The organism is Acinetobacter sp. 809848 (genome assembly GCF_000581275.1).
GTDB classification, from domain to species: Bacteria; Pseudomonadota; Gammaproteobacteria; order Pseudomonadales; family Moraxellaceae; genus Acinetobacter; species Acinetobacter pittii.
This window is the reverse complement of sequence record NZ_JEXG01000001.1, coordinates 213108-235658: the sequence shown is the minus strand read 5'-3', so window position 1 is coordinate 235658 and position 22551 is coordinate 213108. Positions and strand designations below refer to the sequence as shown.

Here is a 22551-nt window from a genome sequence, read left to right as displayed (position 1 = left end):
TAATAATATGCAGGCGGTAGTTTACCATAGCGATGATATTCGAGCATGGGAGCGGCGCTGGTTTGCTGCACAAAACTCCTCCTTAGGTTTAATGCAGCAAGCGGCTTGGTCAATTGCCCAGCAACTTATTGAGCTTTTTAAAGATCGGTCTATCAAGAATATTGCTGTTTGGTGCGGGCAAGGCAATAACGCAGGTGATGGTTACTTTATAGCAAGTTATCTGAAGCAAGCTGGATTTAATGTTGAAATCTTTGCAGCTCAATTGGGTGAGTCAAACGATTTACATTGTGCAGCGCAATTTGCTAGAGAAATGAAAGCCCAAATTCATCCAAATTTTGATATTAAAAGAACATTTGATTGTCATATTGATGCTTTATTTGGCATAGGTTTAAACCGAGAATTAAATATAGGTTGGCAACAAGTAATTCGAAATTTTAATGAACAAGTGGGCTTAAAAATTTCGATTGATATACCGAGTGGCTTACAAGCAAATACAGGACAAGTCTTACCCTGTTCAGTAAGAACTGATCATACCTTTACTGTTTTAGGTCTTAAAGCAGGACTATTTACAGGGCAAGGTAAAGAGTACGCGGGACAAGTTCATTTAATTAATTTAATTCCTACAGACCACGAGCTGAAACCCTTAGCTTATTTGTCACCCACAAATATTAGACTTCCTCAGCGTATGGCATTTGGGCATAAGGGAAGTTATGGGCATGTTTTAGTGGTGGGTGGACATGAGCAAATGGGCGGTGCAGTTATTATGGCTGCTGAAGCTGCTTTTCATGCGGGTGCAGGCAAAGTGACAGTGGTTTGTCATCGCAACCACCATCAGGCCATTTTGTCGCGGGCACCTAATATTATACTTCGTGATATTAATGCTTTAGATGAAAACAATATTAAAGAGATTCTATCTCTGGTTGATGCAATATGCTTTGGAATGGGATTAGGCCGTGACGATTGGGCAAAGCAGATTTATCAACAATGGTTTAATTTGTTAAATCAGAGTACACGCCTAGAAGTTGTTTTAGATGCAGATGCTTTATGGTTTCTGGCTAAACAGCCTGAAAAGTTAAATACACATATTTATGCCACACCTCATCCTGGAGAAGCTGCTACTTTACTTGGTTGCTCTACAGCGCAAATTGAAAATGACCGAATTGCTGCAATTTATGCCTTACAACAAAAATATGCAGGCCATTGGGTGCTTAAAGGAGCGGGTAGCTTAATTTTAGAAGATAATTTGTATATCTGTACGCAAGGTAATCCTGGTATGGGAACCGGTGGAATGGGAGATGTGTTAGCAGGAATGATTGCGAGCTTAAAAGCCCAGTTCCACAAAGGTATTGCATTACATGAGATAGTGACTCTGCATGCTCAAGCAGGTGATGAACTTGCAAAACAAGGTATGCGTGGTTTACAGGCTTACCAAATGAATCAAGCCATTAGTCAGGTTGTAAATCAATAAATTTTTAACGTCTACGACTGCTAGAACGACTTCGCCCACGTGCCATACCACCTAAAGCATTTAAAACAGACAGTTTACTCATGCTTCCCGATGCATGAGCATGGCAAATGGCAGCAGCAAGGGCATCGGCTGCGTCGGATTGAGGTTTAATCGTCAAATTAAGTAATCGCATGACCATCATTTGGACTTGTTCTTTATCGGCAGCGCCATAACCAACCACAGACTGTTTAATTTGACGGGCAGTATATTCTGCAACTTGTAAATCTAAATTAACTAATGCTGCTATGGCAGCACCACGGGCTTGTCCTAATTTTAAGGCAGAGTCTGGGTTTTGAGCCATAAAGACTTGCTCAACCGCAGCTTCAGTTGGACCATGGAATTTCACAATTCGCTCAACGCCAGCAAAAATACGTTTTAAGCGTTCTGGCATTTCTTGAGTTTCTGTTCGGATTGTACCGGCATCAACAAAACGTAGTTTACTACCATCTTTTTCAATGATTCCATAACCTGTTAAGCGTGAACCCGGATCAATACCAATAATCAATGCCATGTGAAGACTTATATAAATAGTTTAGAGAGTATTGTTACATAGCCAAAAAGGTTCTGCATGCGTAATTTAAAGAATGCTGCGATGAATGGTTATTTTTCGGTTTTTATCGAACTAATTTATATCTTTAAAATCATTTGATGTAATTCTATTTTAGTGGAATACTTATCTATAATTTTGGAATTAAAGTTTATCGGTAGATGGAAGATATTAATATCCGCATTGCGCAGCAAGTGCGTGAAATACGTCTAGCGCGTGGATATACCCTAGATATTCTTGCTAGTCGATGTCAGGTAAGCCGTTCTGCAATTTCACTCATTGAAAGAGGAGAAGCGAGCCCTACAGCTGTTGTTCTTGAAAAGCTAGCAAATGGTTTAGGGGTGCCTTTGACTCAGCTATTTGATTCGCCCCAGAATACTCAATCGCCTCAACCTATGGTACGGCGTAGTCAACAAGCAGAATGGAAAGATCCAGAAACGGGATATATTCGCCGTCAAGTTTCGCCTCCAAATTGGAAATCTCCATTTCAGATCGTTGAAATTGAATTTCCAGCCCAGTCCCGAGTTACTTATGAAACAAGTACGAATTCTAAAGTTGTATTACAGCAAATTTGGGTAATAGAGGGGCAAATTGATATTCAATTGGGTGAAAACTTTTATGCTTTACAAGAGGGGGATTGTTTGGCGATGCAATTAGATCAACCGATCATATATAGCAATCCTTCTTCTAAAGCTGCTCGATATATTTTAGTTGTATGTAATGAGCTCGTCTCTATTCTTAAGGAATCTTCATGATTAAAAATCTTAATCCAAATTTACGTTTAATCGATTGTCATGAAGCTACACATGCAAAGGCTATATTAGATATTTTGAATGAAGCAATTATCAATTCTACTGCTTTGTATGACTATTTGCCGCGCTCTGAAGAGTCGATAAAAAACTGGTTTGCAGTTAAAAGAGAAAATGGTTTTCCTGTCATTGGTATTGTAGATGAGACAAACAAGTTATTAGGTTTTGCAAGTTGGGGAACTTTTAGAGCTTTTCCTGCCTATAAATATACGGTCGAACATAGTATTTATATTCATCATGAACATCGTGGCGGCGGATTAAGCAAAATTTTAATGCAAGAATTGATTAAGCGTGCTCAAGAGGCAGACTTACATGTATTGATAGGCTGTATTGATGCAACCAACCAAGCAAGTATCGGTTTACATGAAAAAATGGGCTTTATTCATGCAGGTACTTTTAAGCAAGTCGGTTTTAAGTTTGGTCAATGGTTAGATGCTGCTTTCTATCAGTTAAATTTAAATACACCACATACCCCAGTTGACGGATAAATAATAAGGTTTTCAAATTTCAAGTTTTAAAATAACCCAGTTTATAAGGATGAATATAAGCTGGGCTATAAAGTTCAAATTATAAAATACCTAGCTGCTCTAATCCCTTATAAGCAATTTCTTTTCGAATAGAACTAGGTATGCCTTTTTTCATTTCTAAATTGAGTGAGAACGCTACAATTTCTCCTTGAGGTTGAACGACCCAGCCTGTTAACCAGCCCACTTGAGGCTCCACATCCCATCCCCAACCACTTTTGGCATAAATTTTCCGTCCATTTTTTTCTTCTATGAACAGCATAGATTGAACTTGTTCTTGCACATTCTTGCTAAAAGGAAGAGTTTTATGGGCTAGTTCATAAGCAAACTGGGCTTCTTGTTGAGGTGTAATTTTAAGTGGACCAACAAGCCAAAAATCATCTGCTTTTGAACCAATATCAGCATTACCGAAACCAATGCGTTTTACCTCTTTAGACATAAGATCAAGGCCAATTCGTCGAGCTAGTTCCTGATAAACTGGAATAGCAGAAGCTTTTATAGCATCACCTAAGGTCATGTCTTTTTCCCAATCGGGAAATAAACGCTTTTGCCCATCCCATTTAAACACTTCAGTTGGTGTTACTTTATGATGCTCAAGTCCTATCAAAGCATTTAACATTTTAAAGGTAGAGGCGGGAACATATTCGGTTGATACTCTTTTAAGATCATTGCCATAGACTTCCTCTGTTTGCCCACGTTTTATAACTAAAACACCTGTAGTTTGTGCTTGATCAAACAACGATTTAATTTTCTCTGAGTTTTTATTGGTAGAAATTGACTGTATTTGATGTTGTTCTACCGTATTAAAAGAACATGCCGATAAAAACATCGTACCAATGGCAAAGAAAAGAGCTTTTTTAGTCATGAGTTTATGTGAGTTTAAAAGAGTTATTCTTTAATTTAACTTGAATAGAGGTACTTTTAGATAGAGAAAATGTAAGTTATTTACGAAATTCTATATCTATGCACTACTTTTTAAAATTTTATAAAACAACTATATAAATAAAAGAATATATCCAATTTTTCTAAGAACCTAAGTTTTCAACTAGACTAAAAAACTGCTTTCTTGAAGGACTTTTCGTTTAACTAGAGTAAAAAAATTAAAATCTAATTGAAGTCGCACTTGATAAACTTGATACAGCACTCATTAATAATAAAGCATGTTTGTTTTTATCGAGTTAAAATCAAATGTACTCTAGTATTGCAGACTCTTGTTGATCCGATAGCGTTGTTAATTTTTAGGAATTAGACAGAACTATCAAAGCTAAGAGGAAAGCTTAAACCTTATTTGTAACTTAGGTAGGGTTGGGTCAAATAAAATTGCAATGAATTTTCTTTTTGAGATAGATAAAGTTTTACATGAATTTACTTCTTATTGTAGTTCTGGGCGCGATTGTTGAAATTGCCGTATGGATTGGCGTAGCACAGTTCATCAGTGGATGGTATGTGTTCTTTTGGTTCATTCTTGCTTTCTTTATTGGTTTGGGGCTTATTCGCAGAAGTACTGCTGGTATTATGCCTCAATTACAGCAAATGCAGATGACTGGCCAACTCGGTAATGACCCAACAGTAACTAAAAAACTTGCTTATGCTTTTGCAGGTTTCTTATTAATGTTGCCAGGCCTTGTTTCTGATGTGTTAGCGGTTTTAATTTTGATCCCTGGTGTTCAAACTGCTTTCCGTAATATAGCGATGAGAACTTTGGCAAAACGCCAACAAGCTATGATGGATAAAATGATGGGTGGTATGGGCGGTAATATGGGAGGGCAAAATCCATTTGCTGATCTAATGCGCCAAATGCAAGATATGCAGAATCAACAAGGTGGGGGCAGTCAAGGTCAATACCGTGATTCAAGTATTATTGACGGAGAAGCGCGAGAAGTCACTCCAGATCACAAGAAAATTGAACATAAAAATAAGGATTAATAAATACCTTATCTAAAGGCCTAAACCTCTAAAGTTTAGGTCTTTTTTATTTTAAAAAAATATAAATTATTTAGTTAGATGTTCAGTCACAACAGAATCTGTTTGAGCCACTTCAGTTGGGCTTTCTTGTGGTTTTGTTTGAGGTTGGTATTTGTTTGAAGCTAAGGCTGTTTGCTTATTCTCAGATTGTTGATAACCTCGGCTTCGGTTGGCTCGTTCGCGAAAGCCACCTTTATTAATGAGCTTTGTATGTGACATGCATTTGCCTAAAATGTGAGATTATTCGCTTATTTTAACAAATTTGGCAAAATATCAAAATAAGAAAAATAGTCCTATAAAAATAATATTTAACTTATATATATGTTTTTAATTAATATTTTTTAATTGACTCAATTGTTCATCCAGATTGAATTATCTATTCATTTCACATAGGATAAATATAAAGGATGTATAAATTAAAAAATGTAGCAAACCTATTAAAACAACAACGGTTGAAATGAGGGAAGGAGGGTTACCTATGCTATATCAATACCATTGTGCGTGTTGCGACAAAGTTGTGGCATCGACTGATAAATCATGTCCATATTGTGGTTCACAACATATTCGAAGCCCGTATGGCTTATGGATGTTTTGTGTGATGGCTTGTCTAGCTGTTGTCGTTGTATTTAAAGTTGTCCATATTTATATCCAGAACCATCAAGATACTCCAACGCAGTCAACTTTACTGGATGTATTAAATCAGGATGATAAAACGACAAGACAATAGATTTTGATTACAGCTACAAATGATATGGCGTCAAGGATGATTGCTAGAAGATTAAACCCTACATACCATAAAATTTGAACTATAAATAAAAAAGCCCGCTCAATGGCGGGCTTTTTTACGATTTTGTTTTAGAGGCCAGCAGCATCTTTAAGAGCTTCAACTTTATCAGTTTTTTCCCAAGTAAATGCAGAGTCAGAACCTTCGCGACCAAAATGACCATAAGCCGCAGTTTGTTTGTACATTGGTTGAAGAAGATCCAACATACGAGTAATACCAAACGGTCTTAAATCGAAATGATCACGCACAAGTTGAATAATCAACTCATCAGAAACTTTTGCTGTACCAAAGGTATTAATTGAAATCGAAGTAGGTTCTGCTACACCAATTGCATAACTCACTTGAATTTCACATTTGTCAGCAAGACCAGCAGCTACAATATTTTTTGCAACATAACGACCAGCATAAGCAGCAGAACGGTCAACTTTAGATGGATCTTTACCAGAGAAAGCACCCCCGCCGTGACGAGCCATACCGCCGTATGTATCAACAATAATTTTACGACCCGTTAAACCACAGTCACCTACAGGGCCGCCAATAACGAACATACCTGTTGGGTTAATGTGGAACTTAGTAGCTGCATGGAACATTTCAGCAGGAATGATCGGTTTAATAATTTCTTCAATAACTGCTTCTTTAAGCTGGCTTTGAGAAATTTCAGGATCGTGCTGAGTAGATAAAACAACAGCATCTAGACGTACAGGCTTGCCATTTTCATAGGCAAAAGTAACTTGGCTTTTTGCATCTGGGCGTAACCATGGAAGGGCACCTGAACGACGAAGTTCAGCTTGACGCTCCATTAAGCGGTGAGCATAAGAAATCGGCGCAGGCATAAGCACGTCTGTTTCACGGCTTGCATAACCGAACATTAGGCCTTGGTCACCAGCACCTTGATCTTCTGGTTTTTGACGGTCTACACCTTGAGCAATTTCAGGTGATTGTTTACCAATCATATTGATTACAGCACACGTTGACCCATCAAAGCCAAGATCAGAGTGGTGATAACCAATACCGTTAACAGTATTACGAACAACAGCTTCAACATCAATATTAGCAGTCGTTGTTACTTCACCAGCAAGTACAACAGCGCCTGTTTTTACCAGTGTTTCACAAGCAACACGTGCGTATGGGTCTTCTTTTAAGATTGCATCCAAAATAGCGTCGCTAATTTGGTCGGCCATTTTATCGGGATGACCTTCGCTTACAGATTCCGAGGTAAAAACAGCGTACTCGCGCATGAAAGTCCTATCTTGGTTATTTCAAAAGACATAATATGTTACATCGACTTGAGCTTGAGGACCAGTTCATACTGACTAAAAAGCATGAATTTATTTCATTTATAGTGTGTTTTAATTGATAAGTGTATTAGCAAAATTGATATAGAAAGCTTTAATTTAAAGTATTTATATTTTAACAACTTGTTGCTAGTGTGTTTTTTAAACATATAACTTAATAAAAATCTTAAATATCAGAATTTGAATTTTAAAGTAAAGAAACATGATCAAAGCATATAGGATTAGCTAAATATTTTATCTATATATCAAAAGCTAACCAGATAAATACTCTTACATTTAGTTGTTGTGCAGAAAAATGAACACTGTTTTGTATAACTTAAAGATTCAAATGTTTTTTGTGTAACCAAGAAACGGTTAAAAATAAAGAAATATACCGTGTTGGGGTTTACCCTAGGCCTTTTTTTTAAGACAATATAGCGGCATTGAATGGTTATTCATCTTCTTCTTTTCATCAATCTATTAAAATTGGATTCTGATCTATGACGACCCCTTTAAACGAACGTCGTATTGCAAATGCAATTCGTGTATTGGCAATGGATGCTGTGCAACAAGCAAACTCAGGGCATCCAGGTGCTCCAATGGGGATGGCAGATATTGCTGACGTCGTCTGGCGTGAGTTTTTAAATCACAACCCAACAAATCCACAATGGGCAAACCGTGACCGTTTCGTTTTATCAAATGGCCATGGCTCAATGTTGCAATACGCTTTGCTTCATTTAACAGGTTATGATCTTTCAATTGAAGATTTAAAACAGTTCCGTCAATTGCATTCTAGAACTCCTGGTCATCCTGAATATGGCTATGCACCGGGTGTAGAGACGACAACTGGTCCTTTAGGTCAAGGTATTGCTAATGCTGTTGGTTTTGCTTTAGCAGAAAAAACATTGGCTGCTCAATTTAATAAAGATGATTTAAAAGTTGTTGACCATTTCACTTACTGTTTCTTAGGTGATGGCTGTTTAATGGAAGGTATTTCTCACGAAGTATGTTCTTTAGCTGGCACATTACAACTTGGTAAATTGATTGCTTATTATGATGATAATGGCATTTCAATTGATGGTGAAGTAGAAGGGTGGTTCAGCGACGATACAGAAGAGCGTTTCAAAGCCTATGGTTGGCAAGTTCTTCGTGTAGATGGTCATGATGCTGATGCGATTCGTCAAGCGACAATCGAAGCAAAAGCTGAAACTCAGAAACCAACAATCATTATGTGTAAAACGATTATTGGTTTAGGTTCACCGAATAAGCAGGGTAAAGAAGACTGTCATGGTGCGCCATTAGGTAAAGATGAAATTACTTTAACTCGTGAAGCATTAGGCTGGAACGAAGAAGCATTTGTTATTCCTGCTGATGTATATGCTGCATGGGATGCAAAAGCAAAAGGTAGTGAATCTGAAGCAGCTTGGAATGCGGTATTTGCACAATATCAAGCAAAATATCCAACTGAAGCGGCTGAGTTACTTCGTCGTATCAGTGGTGACTTACCAGCAGAATTTGCAGCGCAAGCAGATGCTTTCATTCGTGAAACAAATGCGAAAGGCGAGACAATTGCAACTCGTAAAGCAAGCCAAAATACATTACAAGCATTTGGTCCTTTATTACCTGAATTGTTAGGTGGTTCCGCTGACTTAGCAGGTTCTAACCTAACACTTTGGAAAGGTTGCCAAGGTGTTCAAGAAAACCCAGCTGGTAACTATGTCTACTATGGCGTACGTGAATTTGGTATGACTGCGATCGCTAATGGCGTTGCATTGCATGGTGGTTTCGTTCCTTACGTTGCAACATTCTTAATGTTTATGGAATATGCACGTAATGCAGTACGTATGTCTGCATTAATGAAACAACGTGTAATTCATGTTTATACACATGACTCAATCGGTCTGGGTGAAGATGGTCCAACTCACCAACCGATTGAACAAATTGCTTCATTACGTGGTACACCTAACTTAAATACATGGCGCCCTGCGGATACTGTAGAAACTGCAATTGCTTGGAAATCTGCTTTAGAACGCAAAGATGGCCCTACAGCACTTATTTTCTCTCGTCAAAACTTACCATTCCAAACACGTTCTGAAGAGCAAATTCAAAACGCTGCAAAAGGTGGTTATGTACTTGCTCAAGAAAAAGGCGAATTAAAAGCAATTATTATTGCAACTGGTTCTGAAATTTCTTTAGCAATGGAAGCTTATGCACAACTTGAAGGTGTGCGTGTAGTTTCTATGCCATGTGCAGAAGAGTTTATGAAGCAAGATGCTGCATACCGTGAAGCAGTATTACCGGCTCATATCCGTGCGCGTGTTGCTGTTGAAGCAGCTCATGTTGATTACTGGTGGAAGTTTGTTGGTCTTGATGGCAAAGTAATTGGTATGACAACTTATGGTGAGTCTGCACCAGCAAAAGATTTGTTCCAATTCTTTGGTATTACTACTGAAGCTGTTGTTGCAGCCGTAAAAGAATTAACTGCTTAAATATTAAAGTAGTGTAAAAAAGCGCTCTATCTAGAGCGCTTTTTTATTTGAGACGTTAAATAGTGAGTTCTGTTTGGATATTAATCTGAGAGGTTAATAACTTATGAATAGGGCAATTCTCTGCAACTTTTAGTAATCGCTTATGCTGGTCTTCAGTAAATTCACCTTTGAGTGTAATTTTTCGTTCAATATTATTTTGGCCTTTTTCAGGTTCGCCATTGGAGTTTAATGCTAAATCCACTTGAACATGATCAAGCTTAATACCTTTAAGATTCGCATACATTTCTAATGTAATTGTAGTGCAAGCCCCTAAAGCGGCTAATAAAAGCTGAACCGGGTTCGGAGCTGTATCTTGTCCACCTTTATCAGTTGGTTCATCTGCAAACCATTGATGACCTGAAGGATCGGTAAGAGTTACTCGATATGGGGTAGAAGTACTTTGTGCTTGGGCTGTATTAACCATGTTTTACCTTGCTATTCATGAATAAAATCGTAATAAAAATTAATAAATCTGAAGCTTCGAATAGAAGAATATCTAAACTTTATAATATTGTTTTTGAATAACAACTGTAACGCTTTTATTGTTGCATGGATGAAACATATCGTTTTATAAAGAATAGTGAATTAAATTACTTGATGTATACACTAACGACTATATCAATAAAGGATACGAAAAATGCATCTTAAAACATTAAGCTTCGGTTTGGCAGTAGCATTGGCTAGTTCAGTTACTTTAGCTGCACCAGTAGACTACAAAATTGACCCAACACATACAGCTACTGTTTTCTCATGGAATCACTTTGGTTTCTCTACTCCAAGCGCTAACTTCTCGGATATCCAAGGTGTAATTAAAGTTGATAATGCTAAACCAGCAAACTCATCTGTAAATGTGACTATTCCTTTAAGCAGTGTAAATACAAACGTACCTGCTTTAGATAAAGAGTTCCAAGAAGAAGCTTGGTTTAATGCTGCTAAATATCCAAATATTACGTTTAAAAGTACTAAAGTTGAAACCAAAGACAAAAAGCACTTTAAAATTACTGGTGACTTAACTGTTAAAGGCGTAACTAAGCCAGTTGTACTTGACGCTGTTTTAAACAAGCAGGGCGAGCATCCAATGGCTAAAGTTCCAGCGATTGGTTTTAATGCTACAACTTCATTCAAGCGTTCTGACTTTGGTTTAGGAAGTTATGTGCCTAATGTAGGCGATAAAATCACTGTAAATATTACGACAGAAGCAACTGTTGCTAATGCAGCTAAAAAATAAGTTATAAGTTTTCTAAAAAGCCCTCAAATATGAGGGCTTTTTTATTTAGACTGGCTCTTTTTTATCTGGGTCTATAAATACTAAAGGCGCTGAAGGATCGATATTTCTTTTCTGAGATTTTTCTCTTAAGAACTGGTAAGTAGGGACTTTTCTTTTTGCCTGATCGCGCAGTTTCTTTTTAATATAAAGAACCAGAGCAAAACATGTAGTTGCAACGGTGAGCATCATACCATTCATATAGCTCATGATTGAGCTTACATAGCCAATAGTTGTTAAACGATTCATCATACGTTCAACTTGAGTGCTACTTTCAATGCCCGTAATTGCCCAACTACATAGATGTTCACAGTTATTAATAATCAAATGATAGTGATTTTCATGCATACGCGAGCGCATTCGGCGAACGACAATCTTTCCTTTATAACGAGGTTTGTCATAAGAACGGACGTGTATTTTTTTGCCATGCGAGAAAGCATCTATTGATGTGATTTCAATCGGGCGTTTTTTGATGAAATGAGCTAAGCCGGAATAATGGATAACTCGACCTCTCCCTGCATATATACCATGATGGCTATAGCCGAGATGCTTTACGATGAGGTGAGCCCCTAAAGGGTAGCGTTTATTCAGTTGTTGCATGCTTACGCTGATCCAATAAAGTGTAAATGGCTTTTATTGAAAAGCTGCTAAACATTATAACCAATATCAGCAATTTGGAGTGTATTGATTACGTCGAATGAAGGAATTTGATGCATATCCAATCTATTTATATTTCTTGTATATAATTTAGTTACTTAATATGAAGGATAAATGTCATGTCAGGTGTTATTCAATGAAATGGGTAGTTGGGTGCTTTGCTTTGTATGGGCTTTTGTTTCAGGCCGCATATGCTATAGATTACCAGCAAATTCAAACGGTAGAAGGTGACCAATACGATGTGATCTCGATCAGCGATTTTAAAGCATTACGCTTGTTTTTAAAGAATCCTAATAATCAGCAATACTATAAAAGCTTTAACAATATTGAGGAAAAATTAAAGCAGTGTGAGCAGCTTAGCTTTGCAATGAATGCGGGGATGTTTCATTTAGGATTTTCTCCAGTAGGGTTGTATATTGAACGAGCTAAGGTAGTTCAGCCCTTAAATGAGCATAAAGGATTGGGAAATTTCTTTTTACAGCCGAATGGGGTAGTAGCTTGGAATAAAAAACAGGCCTTTGTTTTAACTATGCAACAATATAGCCTACAAAATTTGAAAGTTGATTATGCAACCCAATCTGGGCCAATGTTAGTTATTGAAGGAAAGATAAATTCCTTTTTTTTACCAGACTCTCAATCAAAGAAAATTCGTAATGGAGTTGGTATTCGAGATAATAAACTCTACTTTGTAATATCGAAAAATAGGGTGAATTTCTATAATTTTGCCGAGTTTTTTCAAAGAAACCTTAAGGTGGAGCAGGCTTTATATCTCGATGGTTCTATTTCTAGTTTATATATGCAAAAGAACAATCGGAATGATCAGCAATTTCAAATGGGACCAATGGTCGGTTGGGTGGATGAGTCTAATTGTGCATTAAAGTGAAATATAAAAAAGCCAGTACAAGACTGGCTTTTTAATTAATGAATAGACGGTTTTTGAGTGAGTTCATTTAACTCTTTTCGGCTATAACCACGGGAAATAAGAACTTTTTTAATTCCCTTAATGACATCTTCATCTGTTGCTTGTGCAAGTGCACTTAGAAGTTGTTCATTAGTTTTACATGAGCAGTCATTTTCAACACAAGCAGTTTGGTTTTTATGCTCGTTATGCTGTTGATCTGCCAAGAACAGCTTTTGCCAAAAACTCATAGAGCCTTCATATACAACCTAACATAGCTCGAAATATAGCCAATTTAAAATAAAATACAAGACTCTATAAGTGATAAATCCACCACTTGAACTCGAGAATTTTCGATGGGAATGCTTGAGTTAAACGAAATTATGACACACAGATGACTTGATATTTTTTGAAAATTTAAATACTTAAATAATAAAACTTTAAAAAATAAGGAGGTATATAACCTCCTTATTTAAAACTTTACAATGAAAGATTTTGTTTAAATCTTCTCAAGTAAAACACCAGACTCGACATGATGCGTATAAGGGAACTGATCAAATAAGGCAAATTTAGTCACTCGATGAGTTTGACTGAGAGTTTTTAAGTTTTCATATAACGTGTCAGGATTACATGAAATGTAGATAATACGTTCAAAACCTTGTAAAAGTTTTAAAGTCTCATCATCAATTCCTGCTCGCGGTGGATCTACAAATACGGTGTCAAAGTCATAGCTCTGAATATCAATATTCGCTTCTTGTAGACGGCGGAATTCGCGCTCACCTTGATAAGCTTGAGTAAATTCTTCAGCCGATAGACGTGCTACTTGAATATTATCGATTTGATTCTGTTCAATGTTCCATTGAGCTGCATAAACAGATGATTTTGCAAGCTCAGTAGCCAATACTCGTTCGAACTTTAAAGAGAGTGGAAGCGTAAAATTACCATTACCGCAATAGAGTTCTAACAAGTGTTTCTTTGATCCTTCAGCTGCATCACATGCCCATTGAAGCATTTTTTTGCAAACTTGTGCATTAGGCTGGGTAAAGCTACTTTCGATTTGCTTGTATTTAAATGAACGATTTAAAAGTTCGAATTCTTCAACGACGAAATCATCGCCAATAACAATTTTCTGGCCACGACTACGGCCCATAATCTTAATATCTAATTTATCGGCAAGCGCTTTAGCGGCTTGTTCCCATTCTTGATCCAATTTACGGTGATAAATGAGGGTAACTAACATTTCGCCGCTAAGTGTTGCGAGGAAATCAGCTTCAAATAAACGATTAGAAAGCTTAGGTTCAGCTTTGAGTTCTTCCAAAAGTTTTGGCATTAAATCATTGATGCTTTGATCTGCAATTGGAAACTCATCAATGCGTACAACGGTTTTTTGCTTGTCGTCATCGTTACGCTCAAACATGGCATAGAACATATCATTTTCTGTATGCCAGATACGAAATTCAGCACGCATACGGAAATGTTGTTCAGGTGATTCAAACACTTCTAATGTAGGTGGTGTAAATTCAGAAAATTGAGTAGTAATGCGTTCAATTTTAGCTTGAAGTTGTTGACGATAAGAAGAGGTCATAGACAAAGAAAATTTAGACAGAATCAAATAGTGAATGGTATCAAAAAAATTGAACTTACAGGAGCCAATTTTAACCAGATATTCATAAGAGAAAGCAGGTACCTAAACTAGAGCTAATTTAAAACACGATTAATAAAATCTGATTTTATTGTTCTATATTGATCGGGGTCTAAATGGCTACACTGTAATTTTAATTGATTATATTCATTAACCAACGTGGGTGAGTTTATAAGCTTATTTTTAAAGGCTAAGAAAAATGTGAATACTGAATCCGTGACTACAATTTGAAATGCTACATCATCATTGTTGAGTGATTCGAGCATACAAAGCTCATGTGTTCTTAATGTATTTTGTTTTTCGATAAAATTAAGTGTTTTTAAGCGTTCAATTGCGAATTTAAATTGATCAGGTTTAACTTCAACATAAATATCTAAATCACCTTTTGAAATTGCATTCGGTATTGCAGATGAACCAATATGCTCAATTTTGGCAAAGGGTAGAAGTGCGGAAATATCTTTTTGATATGAATTAAAAAGCTGAGCGCATCTTTGTTGATATTGTTCTGGTTCTAAAAAGACCATTATTAGAATCTCAATTTGATAAAATTTATATAGTTAAGAATAGATTACTTTATTAAATAAAAAAGCCCAAATACTGAGATTCGGGCTTTTTTTTGAAAATTATCGATTAATCGGTCATTGTCATTAAGCTTGCGTTACCACCAGCTGCAGCTGTATTCACACTAATTGCACGTTCAATCACTAAACGCTCAAGTGGAATAGCCTCATTTGGTTCAACATGGGTAATACCGACAATTGCACCAGAGCGAGTAGCAATCTCTTGCTGTAATGAGAAGATCTCTTCGCGATTACCATGATGTAAAACTGCATCAAAATCATCTGATGCGATATTTTTAACTGTAGTAATTGCAGCAAGCACATCTTTTGGCAATGTTTGTTTGTATTTTGCCAATAACGGACTATTTGGCATTACGGCCGCTTGGCTACCCACTGCAAAAATTGCGAGTAACTGATGCAACTGATTTTGTTCTGTATCAGCGATAGAAAGAACACGATGACGTGGCAAAATAATATATTGGTTACTTTCCCCAGTAGGGCCTTGTAACTCATAAAATTTACCAACACCAAATGGTTCAATTTCGCGATTTGCTTGTGGTAAATGTTGTTTTGCCCAATTTTGTAAGCTCTGATAAACCTCACGGTTAAAGCCTTCAAAAGCAGTTTGCTCAGTCTTCATAGCAAATGGTGTTGCCAATACTTTGTTTGAACACTGCTGCATCAAGCGATACATGTAAAGCGGACCACCAGCTTTCGGGCCTGTACCAGATAAACCTTCACCACCGAATGGTTGTACACCAACGACAGCACCAACAATATTACGGTTGATATAAAGGTTACCCACTTCAGCATGCTGAATGACCGTTTGGATGGTTTCATCAATACGGGTATGCAGACCCATTGTTAAACCATAACCTTTGGCATTAATACGTGAGATCAATTGCTCAAGCTCACCATACTTATAGGTAATGATGTGTAGAACTGGACCAAAAACTTCGCGCTGCAAGTCATCAAGATTAGGGAGTTCAATTGCTGTTGGTACAACAAAGGTTCCTTTATCTAGTTCATTCTGGCTTGTTGAACCAAACATCAACTGATGTACTGGATAGCCTTTCGACTTCATTTTTTTGATGTGTTGATCAATCGTCTGTTTTGCTTCGTCATCAATAACAGGACCAATGTCAGTTTTTAAAATTGCAGGGTTACCTACAATTAACTGTTGCATTGCACCTTTAAGCATTTTAATAACGGTTGCAGCGCTGTCTTCTTGCACACATAAAATACGTAAAGCAGAGCAACGTTGACCCGCGCTATCAAAAGCAGAACTTACAACATCGAGTACGACTTGTTCAGTTAAAGCAGATGAGTCAACAATCATTGCATTTTGACCGCCAGTCTCTGCAATGAGCGGAATAGATTGACCATTTTCAGATAAACGTTTTGCAACGGTCTTCTGTAAAATTTTTGCAACTTCAGTCGAGCCAGTAAACATGATGCCATCAATACGGCTATCTTGGCTAAGCTGAGCACCTACTGTTTCACCGCGGCCAGGAAGTAGCTGTACAGCACCACGTGGAATACCAGCTTCCCATAAAATCTGAACTGCTTGAGCTGCGATTAATGGGGTTTGTTCAGCAGGTTTAGCAATAACGCAGTTACCACTGACTAATGCTGCAGCAATTTGGCCAGAGAAAATTGCAAGAGGGAAGTTCCAAGGGCTAATACAAAGTACAGTACCTAAAGGCTGAATAGCTGTATTTGCGGGAAGATTCTCAACTTGAGTTGCGTAATAACGTAAGAAATCTACAGCTTCACGAACTTCTGCAATCGCATTGGCATAAGTTTTCCCACTTTCACGGCAAAGCAAAACCATCAATTCTTGAATGCGGCTTTCCATTATGTCAGCTGCACGTTTTAAGTGTTGAGCACGCTGTTCTTTAGGCGTATTTGACCATTCTGATTGAGCTTGTTCAGCTGCATTAAGCGCAATTTCAACATACTTAAGATCAGCTTCTTGCACATAACCAACAATTTCATCATTTTGTGCTGGGTTTGTAATTGCAACAGAATGACCTTGCTCTAACGACTCGTTATTTGCCAATAATGGATGACTTTGCCAAATACGATTACGTAATTCTTGAGCTGTGCTATCTAAAGCTGCAAGTGGGGTGTCATTTGCTAAGTCATAACCTTTAGAGTTTTTACGAAGTGTTCCGTACATATCTAAAGGTAGAGGAATTGATGGATGTTTTAAACCAACTGAACCTTCAAGCTTAGCTGCATGACGAATATCATAAATTGGAGACTGGATAAGATCTTCAACTTTAAGTGTTTTATCGGCAATACGGTTAACGAATGAAGTATTCGCGCCATTTTCGAGTAAACGACGAACTAAATAAGCTAACAAAGTTTCGTGGTTACCAACAGGAGCATAAATACGGCATGGTACGCCTAATTTATTTTGCTCGCGTGAACCAACAACTTGTTCATAAAGAGGTTCACCCATGCCATGTAAGCATTGGAATTCATATTGTCCAGCATAATATTTGCTTGGATCCGCTAAATGATAGATCGTTGCCAATGTTTGAGCATTATGAGTGGCAAATTGCGGATAGATGAACTCTGGCGCTGCAAGTAATTTTTTAGCACATGCGATATAAGATAAATCGGTATGTACTTTACGAGTAAAGACAGGGTAGTCATCCATACCTTCGATTTGTGCTTTCTTAATTTCGCTATCCCAATATGCACCTTTTACAAGGCGAATCATGAGACGCTTTTGGCTGCGTTTAGCAAGGTCAATAATATAATCAACCACGAAGAAACAGCGTTTTTGGTAAGCTTGAATAACGAAACCAATACCTTTCCAGTTTGCAAGTTCTGGCTCGAAGCAAAGACGTTCTAGTAACTCAAGAGAAATTTCTAAACGTTCTGATTCTTCAGCATCGATATTTAAGCCAATATTGTACTTTTTAGCCAAACGAGCGAGTTCAAATACTTTGCCGTAAAGTTCTTGATGAACACGTTCAATTTGCGCGCGTTGATAGCGAGGGTGTAAAGCAGAAAGCTTAATTGAAATACCCGGACCATCATAAACACCTTTACCATTAGACGCTTTACCAATTGCATGAATGGCTTGCGTATAATCGTTAAAGTAGCGTTCAGCATCATGTTCGGTTAAGGCTGCTTCACCTAACATATCGTAAGAATAGCGGAAACCTTTGTCTTCGAGTACTTTCGCATGATCTACAGCTTCTTCAATGGTTTCACCAGTTACAAACTGTTCACCCATCATACGCATTGCAACGTCAACAGCTTTACGAATGATGCCACGTCCACTGCGTGCTAAAAGGCCAGTAAGTACACTTGAAAGACTGGTTTGCTTAGGAGTTTCCATGAGCTTACCAGTTAACATGAGGCCCCATGCTGCAGCATTTACAAACATTAAGCTGCTTTGGCCAACATGTTCTTTCCAGTTACCTTGATTGATTTTATCTCGAATAAGCAAATCACGTGTTGCTGAGTCTGGAATACGAAGCAAAGCTTCGGCTAGACACATGAGCGCCACGCCTTCTTGTGAAGAAAGAGAGAATTCTTGTAATAGCCCTTGAACAATACCTGCTTTGCCCGAAGAGGTCTTACGTTCACGTAAATTATTGGCAAGATTAAAAGCAAGATCATAAATTTTATGATCTAAATCATCAGATACCGCGGCAGCTTGTAATAGCTCTTCTACAGCTTCTGGTTCAGCACGTCGCCAAGCTGTATTGATGCGTTGTTCAAACTCACTTTTATCGTTGAATTCGGTGATATAGCCTTGGTGAGATTTATCCATTTGATGAAAAGTATCCATTGTGTTCATATCTGTTTCCGCCAACCAGCTCTCGTAAACTCATCTTGAGTAGAGAGGTTTAGATAATTTATCATTACAGAAGAAACACCGAATAACTCACTATATTTAGCCCATTTTTTAGAGGAAAATTCAGATGAATGGCCCAATATTAAGCCTTGACCGTACTGATTTAAAAATTTTGGATATTCTTCAAACAGATGGGCGAATTTCTAATAGTAAATTAGCCGAACTTGTTAACTTGTCGCCAACTGCTGTTATGGCTCGAGGGCAGAAGTTGACAAAGGATGATTTCATTTTGGGATATGAAGCGAAATTGAATCCAATCAAGTTAAATGCAAATTTTTTGGTGTTCGTAGAGGTGCTATTAGATAAAACAACACCCAATGTTTTAGATGAGTTTATTGATGCTGTGGTTCACTATCCAGAAATTGTTGAATGTCATATGGTGAGCGGTGGCTTTGATTTTTTAATTAAATTACGAAGTGGCAGTATGGAAGAATTTAGACGGATTGCGGGACAGGTGCTGTGGCAATTGCCGGGGGTAAAAGAGACTCGTAGTTATCCAGTCATGCAAGTTGTAAAAGATACTTCAAAAATTAAAATCAAAATTAAAAATAAATAAAGGGGCCGAAGCCCCTTGATTTATTTCAATAACTTATACGCTTTCTTTGTAGAGTTCATCTGCTTTTTCAAAGCGGCCGGTTACTGTCGTGTTTGGCGCTTTAGTTAAAAGACTCACTACAATGATGCTGATAAATGCAAGGATAAAGCCTGGAATAATCTCGTAAACACCAGTGTCTGCGAAAAGATTTTTCCAACCAATCACTACAACTGCACCAACGATCATACCCGCTAGTGCACCTTGTAAATTCATACGTTTCCAGAACAATGACAAGATGATAAGCGGACCAAATGCAGCACCGAAACCAGCCCATGCATAAGCAACAAGGCCAAGAACTTTACTGTCTGGGTTACCAGCAAGAGCAATCGCAAGAACAGCAATCGCAAGAACCATGACACGGCCAACCCATACAAGCTCTTTTTGAGATGCATTTTTACGAATGAAGCCTTTGTACAAATCTTCTGTTAGCGCACTTGAACATACCAAAAGCTGGCAGCTCAATGTACTCATCACAGCAGCTAAAATCGCAGCCAGAATGATACCTACAATCCATGGATTGAATAAGATTTTAGTCAATTCCATAAATACAGTTTCAGGGTTTTTGCTTACAACTGCTGCTAATTCAGGGTGTTGCTGGAAGTAGGCAATACCGAAGAAACCAGCACCGACAGCACCAACTAAACACAGGATCATCCAAGTCATGCCAATACGACGAGCAGCAGGGATTGATTTTACAGAGTCAGCAGCCATGAAACGTACAAGGATATGTGGTTGACCAAAGTAACCCAAACCCCATGCCATGGAAGATAAAACTGCCACTACACTTAAATCTGAAATAATATTAAATGCATGTGGACGAGCAGTTTCAATGAGTGTCACAAATTGTGTTGTATCGCCAATTGCAAGATAAGTTACAATTGGTGTTAATAACAAAGCAAAAATCATTAGGCCAGCTTGGAATGTATCTGTCCAGCTAATCGCTAAGAATCCACCGATACAAACATAACTGATGGTTGCAATTGCGCTGAGCCAAATAGCAGTGGTGTATGACATTCCGAATAAATTTTCAAATAAACGGGCGCCTGCTACCATGCCTGAAGCACAATAAATTGCGAAGAAAACCAAGATGATAACGGCAGAGAAAATACGAAGTACTTTTTTCTGATCGTCAAAACGACTTGTAAAATAATCTGGCAACGTGAGTGCATTATTTTGGACTTCAGTATGAACGCGTAATCGACCAGCAACCAGTAGCCAGTTAAGCCAAGCACCGATAATAAGACCAATTGCAATCCACGCTTCAGATAAACCAGAAAGATAAATCGCGCCTGGTAAACCCATGAGCAACCAACCACTCATGTCTGATGCGCCTGCGGATAATGCAGTTACGAAACTGCCTAAACTACGACCACCGAGAATATAATCTGAGAAGTCGCTTGTAGCACGGTAGGCAAATAAGCCGATAAGAACCATTGCTACGATGTACACCATAAACATGATGAGGGTGGGATCAAAATAACTCATAATGGATGTGTGTCCTTATATCCATAATCCGTGATTGTAACCTAATCCAGGTCGCTGTTTTCTTGTACGGCATCCAAGAGGTTGAGATTCAACCACAAAAGATTTTTTTTGCACTGTTATTTTTATATTGTACTTTTGTATCATTGTGTAACTTGAAATAAATTGATTTTATAAATATAAAATTATAATATTAATCATTAACTTATAATTTTTTAATATTTATTTTTTAAAATTTTTTCAGTAAAAAAACGCCATTCTGAAAAAAATTAAATCGATATAGAGTTATAAATAGGCTATTAGTCAAAAAAAATGTATAGAAATTTAGAATAAAGTTAAAAAAATCGACAATTTTTTGTTCAATTAATAATTTTTTTTATTCACGTTGGGCTTATTTAGTGTCTATAAATAGCAATTAGCCGATTAAATTTTCAAAAAGTCTATGCATTCCTTGAGTCGCTGACATCTTTAATAATTCATATTGGTGGGGAACACGCAGATGATCAGCATTTGGATCTATATAGTAGGCTTTACATTGATTTGAAATTTCATGAACTAAAGCTGCAACTGGATATACGCTTAATGTCGAGCCGATCACAATAAAAATATCTGCACTCTGTACTAATTGAATTGCTTCTTCATAAGCAGGTACAGCTTCACCGAACCAGACTACATGTGGACGTAGCGGATAGCCATCTGGGCAAAAGTCTTGTTCTAAATCTAGCTTCCAACCATTAATATCGTAAAACTGTGTTGTAAATTGTGCATTCGGGCCAGAGCTTTTCGCTAAACGAATATTTCCATGCAAATGTAAAACGTTAGAACTTCCAGCCCGTTCATGTAAATCATCAATATTTTGAGTAATCACTTGTACGTCGAAGTAGTCTTGTAGTTTGGCAATATAGTGATGAGCTTCGTTAGGTTCAGCCTCTAAAATATTTTTACGTCGCTCATTATAAAAGCGTTGAACTAGAGCAGGGTTCTTTTGCCATGCTTCAGGTGTGGCAACTTGTTGGATGTCGTAATTTTCCCATAGACCATTACTGTCACGAAAAGTGCTAATTCCACTTTCAGCACTCATGCCAGCGCCAGAGAATACAACAAGCTTTGTCATAGAAGTCACCGATTCGTAAAACTAAATTTGAATAGATTTTGAATAGATAAAGAAAAAACCAGTTTAAGACTAAACTGGTTTTTATTAAATATGAAAAGCTATAGCTATCTTTTATAAGCCAGCTTCATATTCTGCATTTGTTAAAAGTTTTTCAACATCTGCAATATTGTCTGGTTTGATTTTATAAATCCAGCCTTTTCCATATGGATCGTCATTTACAAAATCAGGATCATCTTCAAGGTCAGTATTTACTTCTACTACAGTGCCTGAAACAGGAGCATGGATGTCAGAAGCAGTTTTTACTGATTCAACCACACCAGCTTGTTCGCCAGCAGTAACTTTACTCCCAACTTCCGGAGTTTCAACGTAAACCAAATCGCCAAGTTCATCTTGTGCATGATCGGTAATCCCTGTAATAACAAGATCACCCTCAATCTTTACCCACTCATGTGTACGTGCATACTTCAGTTCAGAAGGATGATTCATGGTAACTCCTTAAGCTTGTGTCCAATAGTTTTAAA

Annotated in this window: 22 protein-coding genes; 9 read left to right on the top strand and 13 right to left on the bottom strand. The window is 37.5% G+C overall.

What is annotated here, in order from left to right; genetic code table 11:
- The first annotated feature begins 7 nt into the window (after positions 1-7).
- On the top strand, positions 8-1468 hold the full coding sequence (locus tag J536_RS06140) for a bifunctional ADP-dependent NAD(P)H-hydrate dehydratase/NAD(P)H-hydrate epimerase (RefSeq protein ID WP_032062389.1): 1461 nt from the start codon (positions 8-10) through the stop codon (positions 1466-1468).
- A gap of 4 nt (positions 1469-1472) precedes the next feature.
- Here the strand turns inward: J536_RS06140 and ruvC are convergent, their stop codons facing one another.
- Entirely contained in the window at positions 1473-2018 is a 546-nt protein-coding gene (gene ruvC / locus J536_RS06135; RefSeq protein WP_002121356.1) for a crossover junction endodeoxyribonuclease RuvC, read from the bottom strand.
- A 197-nt stretch (positions 2019-2215) separates the two neighbouring features.
- Here ruvC and J536_RS06130 point away from each other — a divergent pair, with 197 nt between their 5' ends.
- Together J536_RS06130 and J536_RS06125 are read left to right on the top strand one after the other, a co-directional pair.
- Positions 2216-2809, top strand: coding sequence for a helix-turn-helix domain-containing protein (locus tag J536_RS06130; RefSeq protein WP_032062387.1), 594 nt, complete (start codon positions 2216-2218; stop codon positions 2807-2809).
- Positions 2806-3351 (top strand): GNAT family N-acetyltransferase, encoded by a 546-nt coding sequence (locus tag J536_RS06125; protein ID WP_032062385.1) that lies wholly within the window; start codon positions 2806-2808, stop codon positions 3349-3351. The genes J536_RS06130 and J536_RS06125 overlap by 4 nt, the downstream gene beginning before the upstream one ends.
- 79 nt (positions 3352-3430) lie before the next feature.
- On the opposite strand, the gene blaOXA is transcribed toward J536_RS06125, so the two are convergent.
- Complete coding sequence (gene blaOXA, locus J536_RS06120; protein WP_032062383.1) at positions 3431-4252, bottom strand: OXA-213 family carbapenem-hydrolyzing class D beta-lactamase; 822 nt, start codon at positions 4250-4252, stop codon at positions 3431-3433.
- Between the two features lie 494 nt (positions 4253-4746).
- On the opposite strand from blaOXA, the gene J536_RS06115 reads away from it, so the two are divergent.
- Positions 4747-5313: an FxsA family protein gene (locus tag J536_RS06115; RefSeq protein WP_002121432.1), complete on the top strand. Its 567-nt coding sequence runs from the start codon at positions 4747-4749 to the stop codon at positions 5311-5313.
- 66 nt (positions 5314-5379) lie between these two features.
- On the opposite strand, the gene J536_RS06110 is transcribed toward J536_RS06115, so the two are convergent.
- The gene (locus tag J536_RS06110) at positions 5380-5571 is read right to left on the bottom strand and encodes a hypothetical protein (RefSeq protein ID WP_032034812.1); all 192 of its coding nucleotides are present in this window, start codon (positions 5569-5571) and stop codon (positions 5380-5382) included.
- A 259-nt stretch (positions 5572-5830) separates the two neighbouring features.
- Between J536_RS06110 and J536_RS25965 the strand changes: the two genes are divergently transcribed.
- A complete protein-coding gene (locus tag J536_RS25965) occupies positions 5831-6079 on the top strand; it encodes a hypothetical protein (RefSeq protein WP_002121448.1) in 249 nt (82 codons plus the stop codon).
- Between the two features lie 128 nt (positions 6080-6207).
- Here J536_RS25965 and metK read toward each other — a convergent pair whose 3' ends face one another.
- Positions 6208-7374 (bottom strand): methionine adenosyltransferase, encoded by a 1167-nt coding sequence (gene metK, locus J536_RS06105; RefSeq protein WP_032062381.1) that lies wholly within the window; start codon positions 7372-7374, stop codon positions 6208-6210.
- 536 nt (positions 7375-7910) lie between these two features.
- Between metK and tkt the strand changes: the two genes are divergently transcribed.
- On the top strand, positions 7911-9899 hold the full coding sequence (gene tkt / locus J536_RS06100; protein ID WP_005076314.1) for a transketolase: 1989 nt from the start codon (positions 7911-7913) through the stop codon (positions 9897-9899).
- Between the two features lie 55 nt (positions 9900-9954).
- Here the strand turns inward: tkt and J536_RS06095 are convergent, their stop codons facing one another.
- Positions 9955-10362: an OsmC family protein gene (locus J536_RS06095; RefSeq protein WP_032062379.1), complete on the bottom strand. Its 408-nt coding sequence runs from the start codon at positions 10360-10362 to the stop codon at positions 9955-9957.
- 213 nt (positions 10363-10575) lie between these two features.
- Between J536_RS06095 and J536_RS06090 the strand changes: the two genes are divergently transcribed.
- The gene (locus tag J536_RS06090; RefSeq protein WP_017386802.1) at positions 10576-11166 is read left to right on the top strand and encodes a YceI family protein; all 591 of its coding nucleotides are present in this window, start codon (positions 10576-10578) and stop codon (positions 11164-11166) included.
- A gap of 45 nt (positions 11167-11211) precedes the next feature.
- Here J536_RS06090 and J536_RS06085 read toward each other — a convergent pair whose 3' ends face one another.
- Complete coding sequence (locus J536_RS06085) at positions 11212-11802, bottom strand: lecithin retinol acyltransferase family protein (protein WP_032062377.1); 591 nt, start codon at positions 11800-11802, stop codon at positions 11212-11214.
- A gap of 193 nt (positions 11803-11995) precedes the next feature.
- Between J536_RS06085 and J536_RS06080 the strand changes: the two genes are divergently transcribed.
- Entirely contained in the window at positions 11996-12742 is a 747-nt protein-coding gene (locus J536_RS06080) for a phosphodiester glycosidase family protein (protein ID WP_032062375.1), read from the top strand.
- A 35-nt stretch (positions 12743-12777) separates the two neighbouring features.
- Here the strand turns inward: J536_RS06080 and J536_RS06075 are convergent, their stop codons facing one another.
- From J536_RS06075 to putA, 4 genes are all read right to left on the bottom strand, one after another.
- Entirely contained in the window at positions 12778-13008 is a 231-nt protein-coding gene (locus J536_RS06075) for a hypothetical protein (protein WP_000011679.1), read from the bottom strand.
- Positions 13009-13256: 248 nt separating this feature from the next.
- A complete protein-coding gene (trmA, locus tag J536_RS06070) occupies positions 13257-14342 on the bottom strand; it encodes a tRNA (uridine(54)-C5)-methyltransferase TrmA (RefSeq protein WP_017399478.1) in 1086 nt (361 codons plus the stop codon).
- Positions 14343-14455: 113 nt separating this feature from the next.
- Complete coding sequence (locus J536_RS06065) at positions 14456-14923, bottom strand: GrpB family protein (RefSeq protein ID WP_032062372.1); 468 nt, start codon at positions 14921-14923, stop codon at positions 14456-14458.
- Between the two features lie 106 nt (positions 14924-15029).
- Positions 15030-18782, bottom strand: coding sequence for a trifunctional transcriptional regulator/proline dehydrogenase/L-glutamate gamma-semialdehyde dehydrogenase (gene putA / locus J536_RS06060; protein WP_032062370.1), 3753 nt, complete (start codon positions 18780-18782; stop codon positions 15030-15032).
- Between the two features lie 124 nt (positions 18783-18906).
- Between putA and J536_RS06055 the strand changes: the two genes are divergently transcribed.
- Entirely contained in the window at positions 18907-19395 is a 489-nt protein-coding gene (locus J536_RS06055; protein WP_032012495.1) for an Lrp/AsnC ligand binding domain-containing protein, read from the top strand.
- A 33-nt stretch (positions 19396-19428) separates the two neighbouring features.
- Here J536_RS06055 and putP read toward each other — a convergent pair whose 3' ends face one another.
- The 3 genes from putP to gcvH form a co-directional block, all read right to left on the bottom strand.
- Complete coding sequence (putP, locus tag J536_RS06050; protein ID WP_002121403.1) at positions 19429-20919, bottom strand: sodium/proline symporter PutP; 1491 nt, start codon at positions 20917-20919, stop codon at positions 19429-19431.
- Positions 20920-21331: 412 nt separating this feature from the next.
- Positions 21332-22039 (bottom strand): SIR2 family NAD-dependent protein deacylase, encoded by a 708-nt coding sequence (locus J536_RS06045; protein ID WP_078210393.1) that lies wholly within the window; start codon positions 22037-22039, stop codon positions 21332-21334.
- Positions 22040-22141: 102 nt separating this feature from the next.
- On the bottom strand, positions 22142-22516 hold the full coding sequence (gene gcvH / locus J536_RS06040) for a glycine cleavage system protein GcvH (protein ID WP_005069578.1): 375 nt from the start codon (positions 22514-22516) through the stop codon (positions 22142-22144).
- Positions 22517-22551 lie beyond the last annotated feature (35 nt).

Coding starts and splice junctions, on each gene's coding strand:
- J536_RS06140 (WP_032062389.1), top strand. CDS start 8: ATGCAGGCGGTAGTTTACCATAGCGATGATATTCGAGCATGGGAGCGG.
- ruvC (WP_002121356.1), bottom strand. CDS start 2,018: ATGGCATTGATTATTGGTATTGATCCGGGTTCACGCTTAACAGGTTAT.
- J536_RS06130 (WP_032062387.1), top strand. CDS start 2,216: ATGGAAGATATTAATATCCGCATTGCGCAGCAAGTGCGTGAAATACGT.
- J536_RS06125 (WP_032062385.1), top strand. CDS start 2,806: ATGATTAAAAATCTTAATCCAAATTTACGTTTAATCGATTGTCATGAA.
- blaOXA (WP_032062383.1), bottom strand. CDS start 4,252: ATGACTAAAAAAGCTCTTTTCTTTGCCATTGGTACGATGTTTTTATCG.
- J536_RS06115 (WP_002121432.1), top strand. CDS start 4,747: ATGAATTTACTTCTTATTGTAGTTCTGGGCGCGATTGTTGAAATTGCC.
- J536_RS06110 (WP_032034812.1), bottom strand. CDS start 5,571: ATGTCACATACAAAGCTCATTAATAAAGGTGGCTTTCGCGAACGAGCC.
- J536_RS25965 (WP_002121448.1), top strand. CDS start 5,831: ATGCTATATCAATACCATTGTGCGTGTTGCGACAAAGTTGTGGCATCG.
- metK (WP_032062381.1), bottom strand. CDS start 7,374: ATGCGCGAGTACGCTGTTTTTACCTCGGAATCTGTAAGCGAAGGTCAT.
- tkt (WP_005076314.1), top strand. CDS start 7,911: ATGACGACCCCTTTAAACGAACGTCGTATTGCAAATGCAATTCGTGTA.
- J536_RS06095 (WP_032062379.1), bottom strand. CDS start 10,362: ATGGTTAATACAGCCCAAGCACAAAGTACTTCTACCCCATATCGAGTA.
- J536_RS06090 (WP_017386802.1), top strand. CDS start 10,576: ATGCATCTTAAAACATTAAGCTTCGGTTTGGCAGTAGCATTGGCTAGT.
- J536_RS06085 (WP_032062377.1), bottom strand. CDS start 11,802: ATGCAACAACTGAATAAACGCTACCCTTTAGGGGCTCACCTCATCGTA.
- J536_RS06080 (WP_032062375.1), top strand. CDS start 11,996: ATGAAATGGGTAGTTGGGTGCTTTGCTTTGTATGGGCTTTTGTTTCAG.
- J536_RS06075 (WP_000011679.1), bottom strand. CDS start 13,008: ATGAGTTTTTGGCAAAAGCTGTTCTTGGCAGATCAACAGCATAACGAG.
- trmA (WP_017399478.1), bottom strand. CDS start 14,342: ATGACCTCTTCTTATCGTCAACAACTTCAAGCTAAAATTGAACGCATT.
- J536_RS06065 (WP_032062372.1), bottom strand. CDS start 14,923: ATGGTCTTTTTAGAACCAGAACAATATCAACAAAGATGCGCTCAGCTT.
- putA (WP_032062370.1), bottom strand. CDS start 18,782: ATGAACACAATGGATACTTTTCATCAAATGGATAAATCTCACCAAGGC.
- J536_RS06055 (WP_032012495.1), top strand. CDS start 18,907: ATGAATGGCCCAATATTAAGCCTTGACCGTACTGATTTAAAAATTTTG.
- putP (WP_002121403.1), bottom strand. CDS start 20,919: ATGAGTTATTTTGATCCCACCCTCATCATGTTTATGGTGTACATCGTA.
- gcvH (WP_005069578.1), bottom strand. CDS start 22,516: ATGAATCATCCTTCTGAACTGAAGTATGCACGTACACATGAGTGGGTA.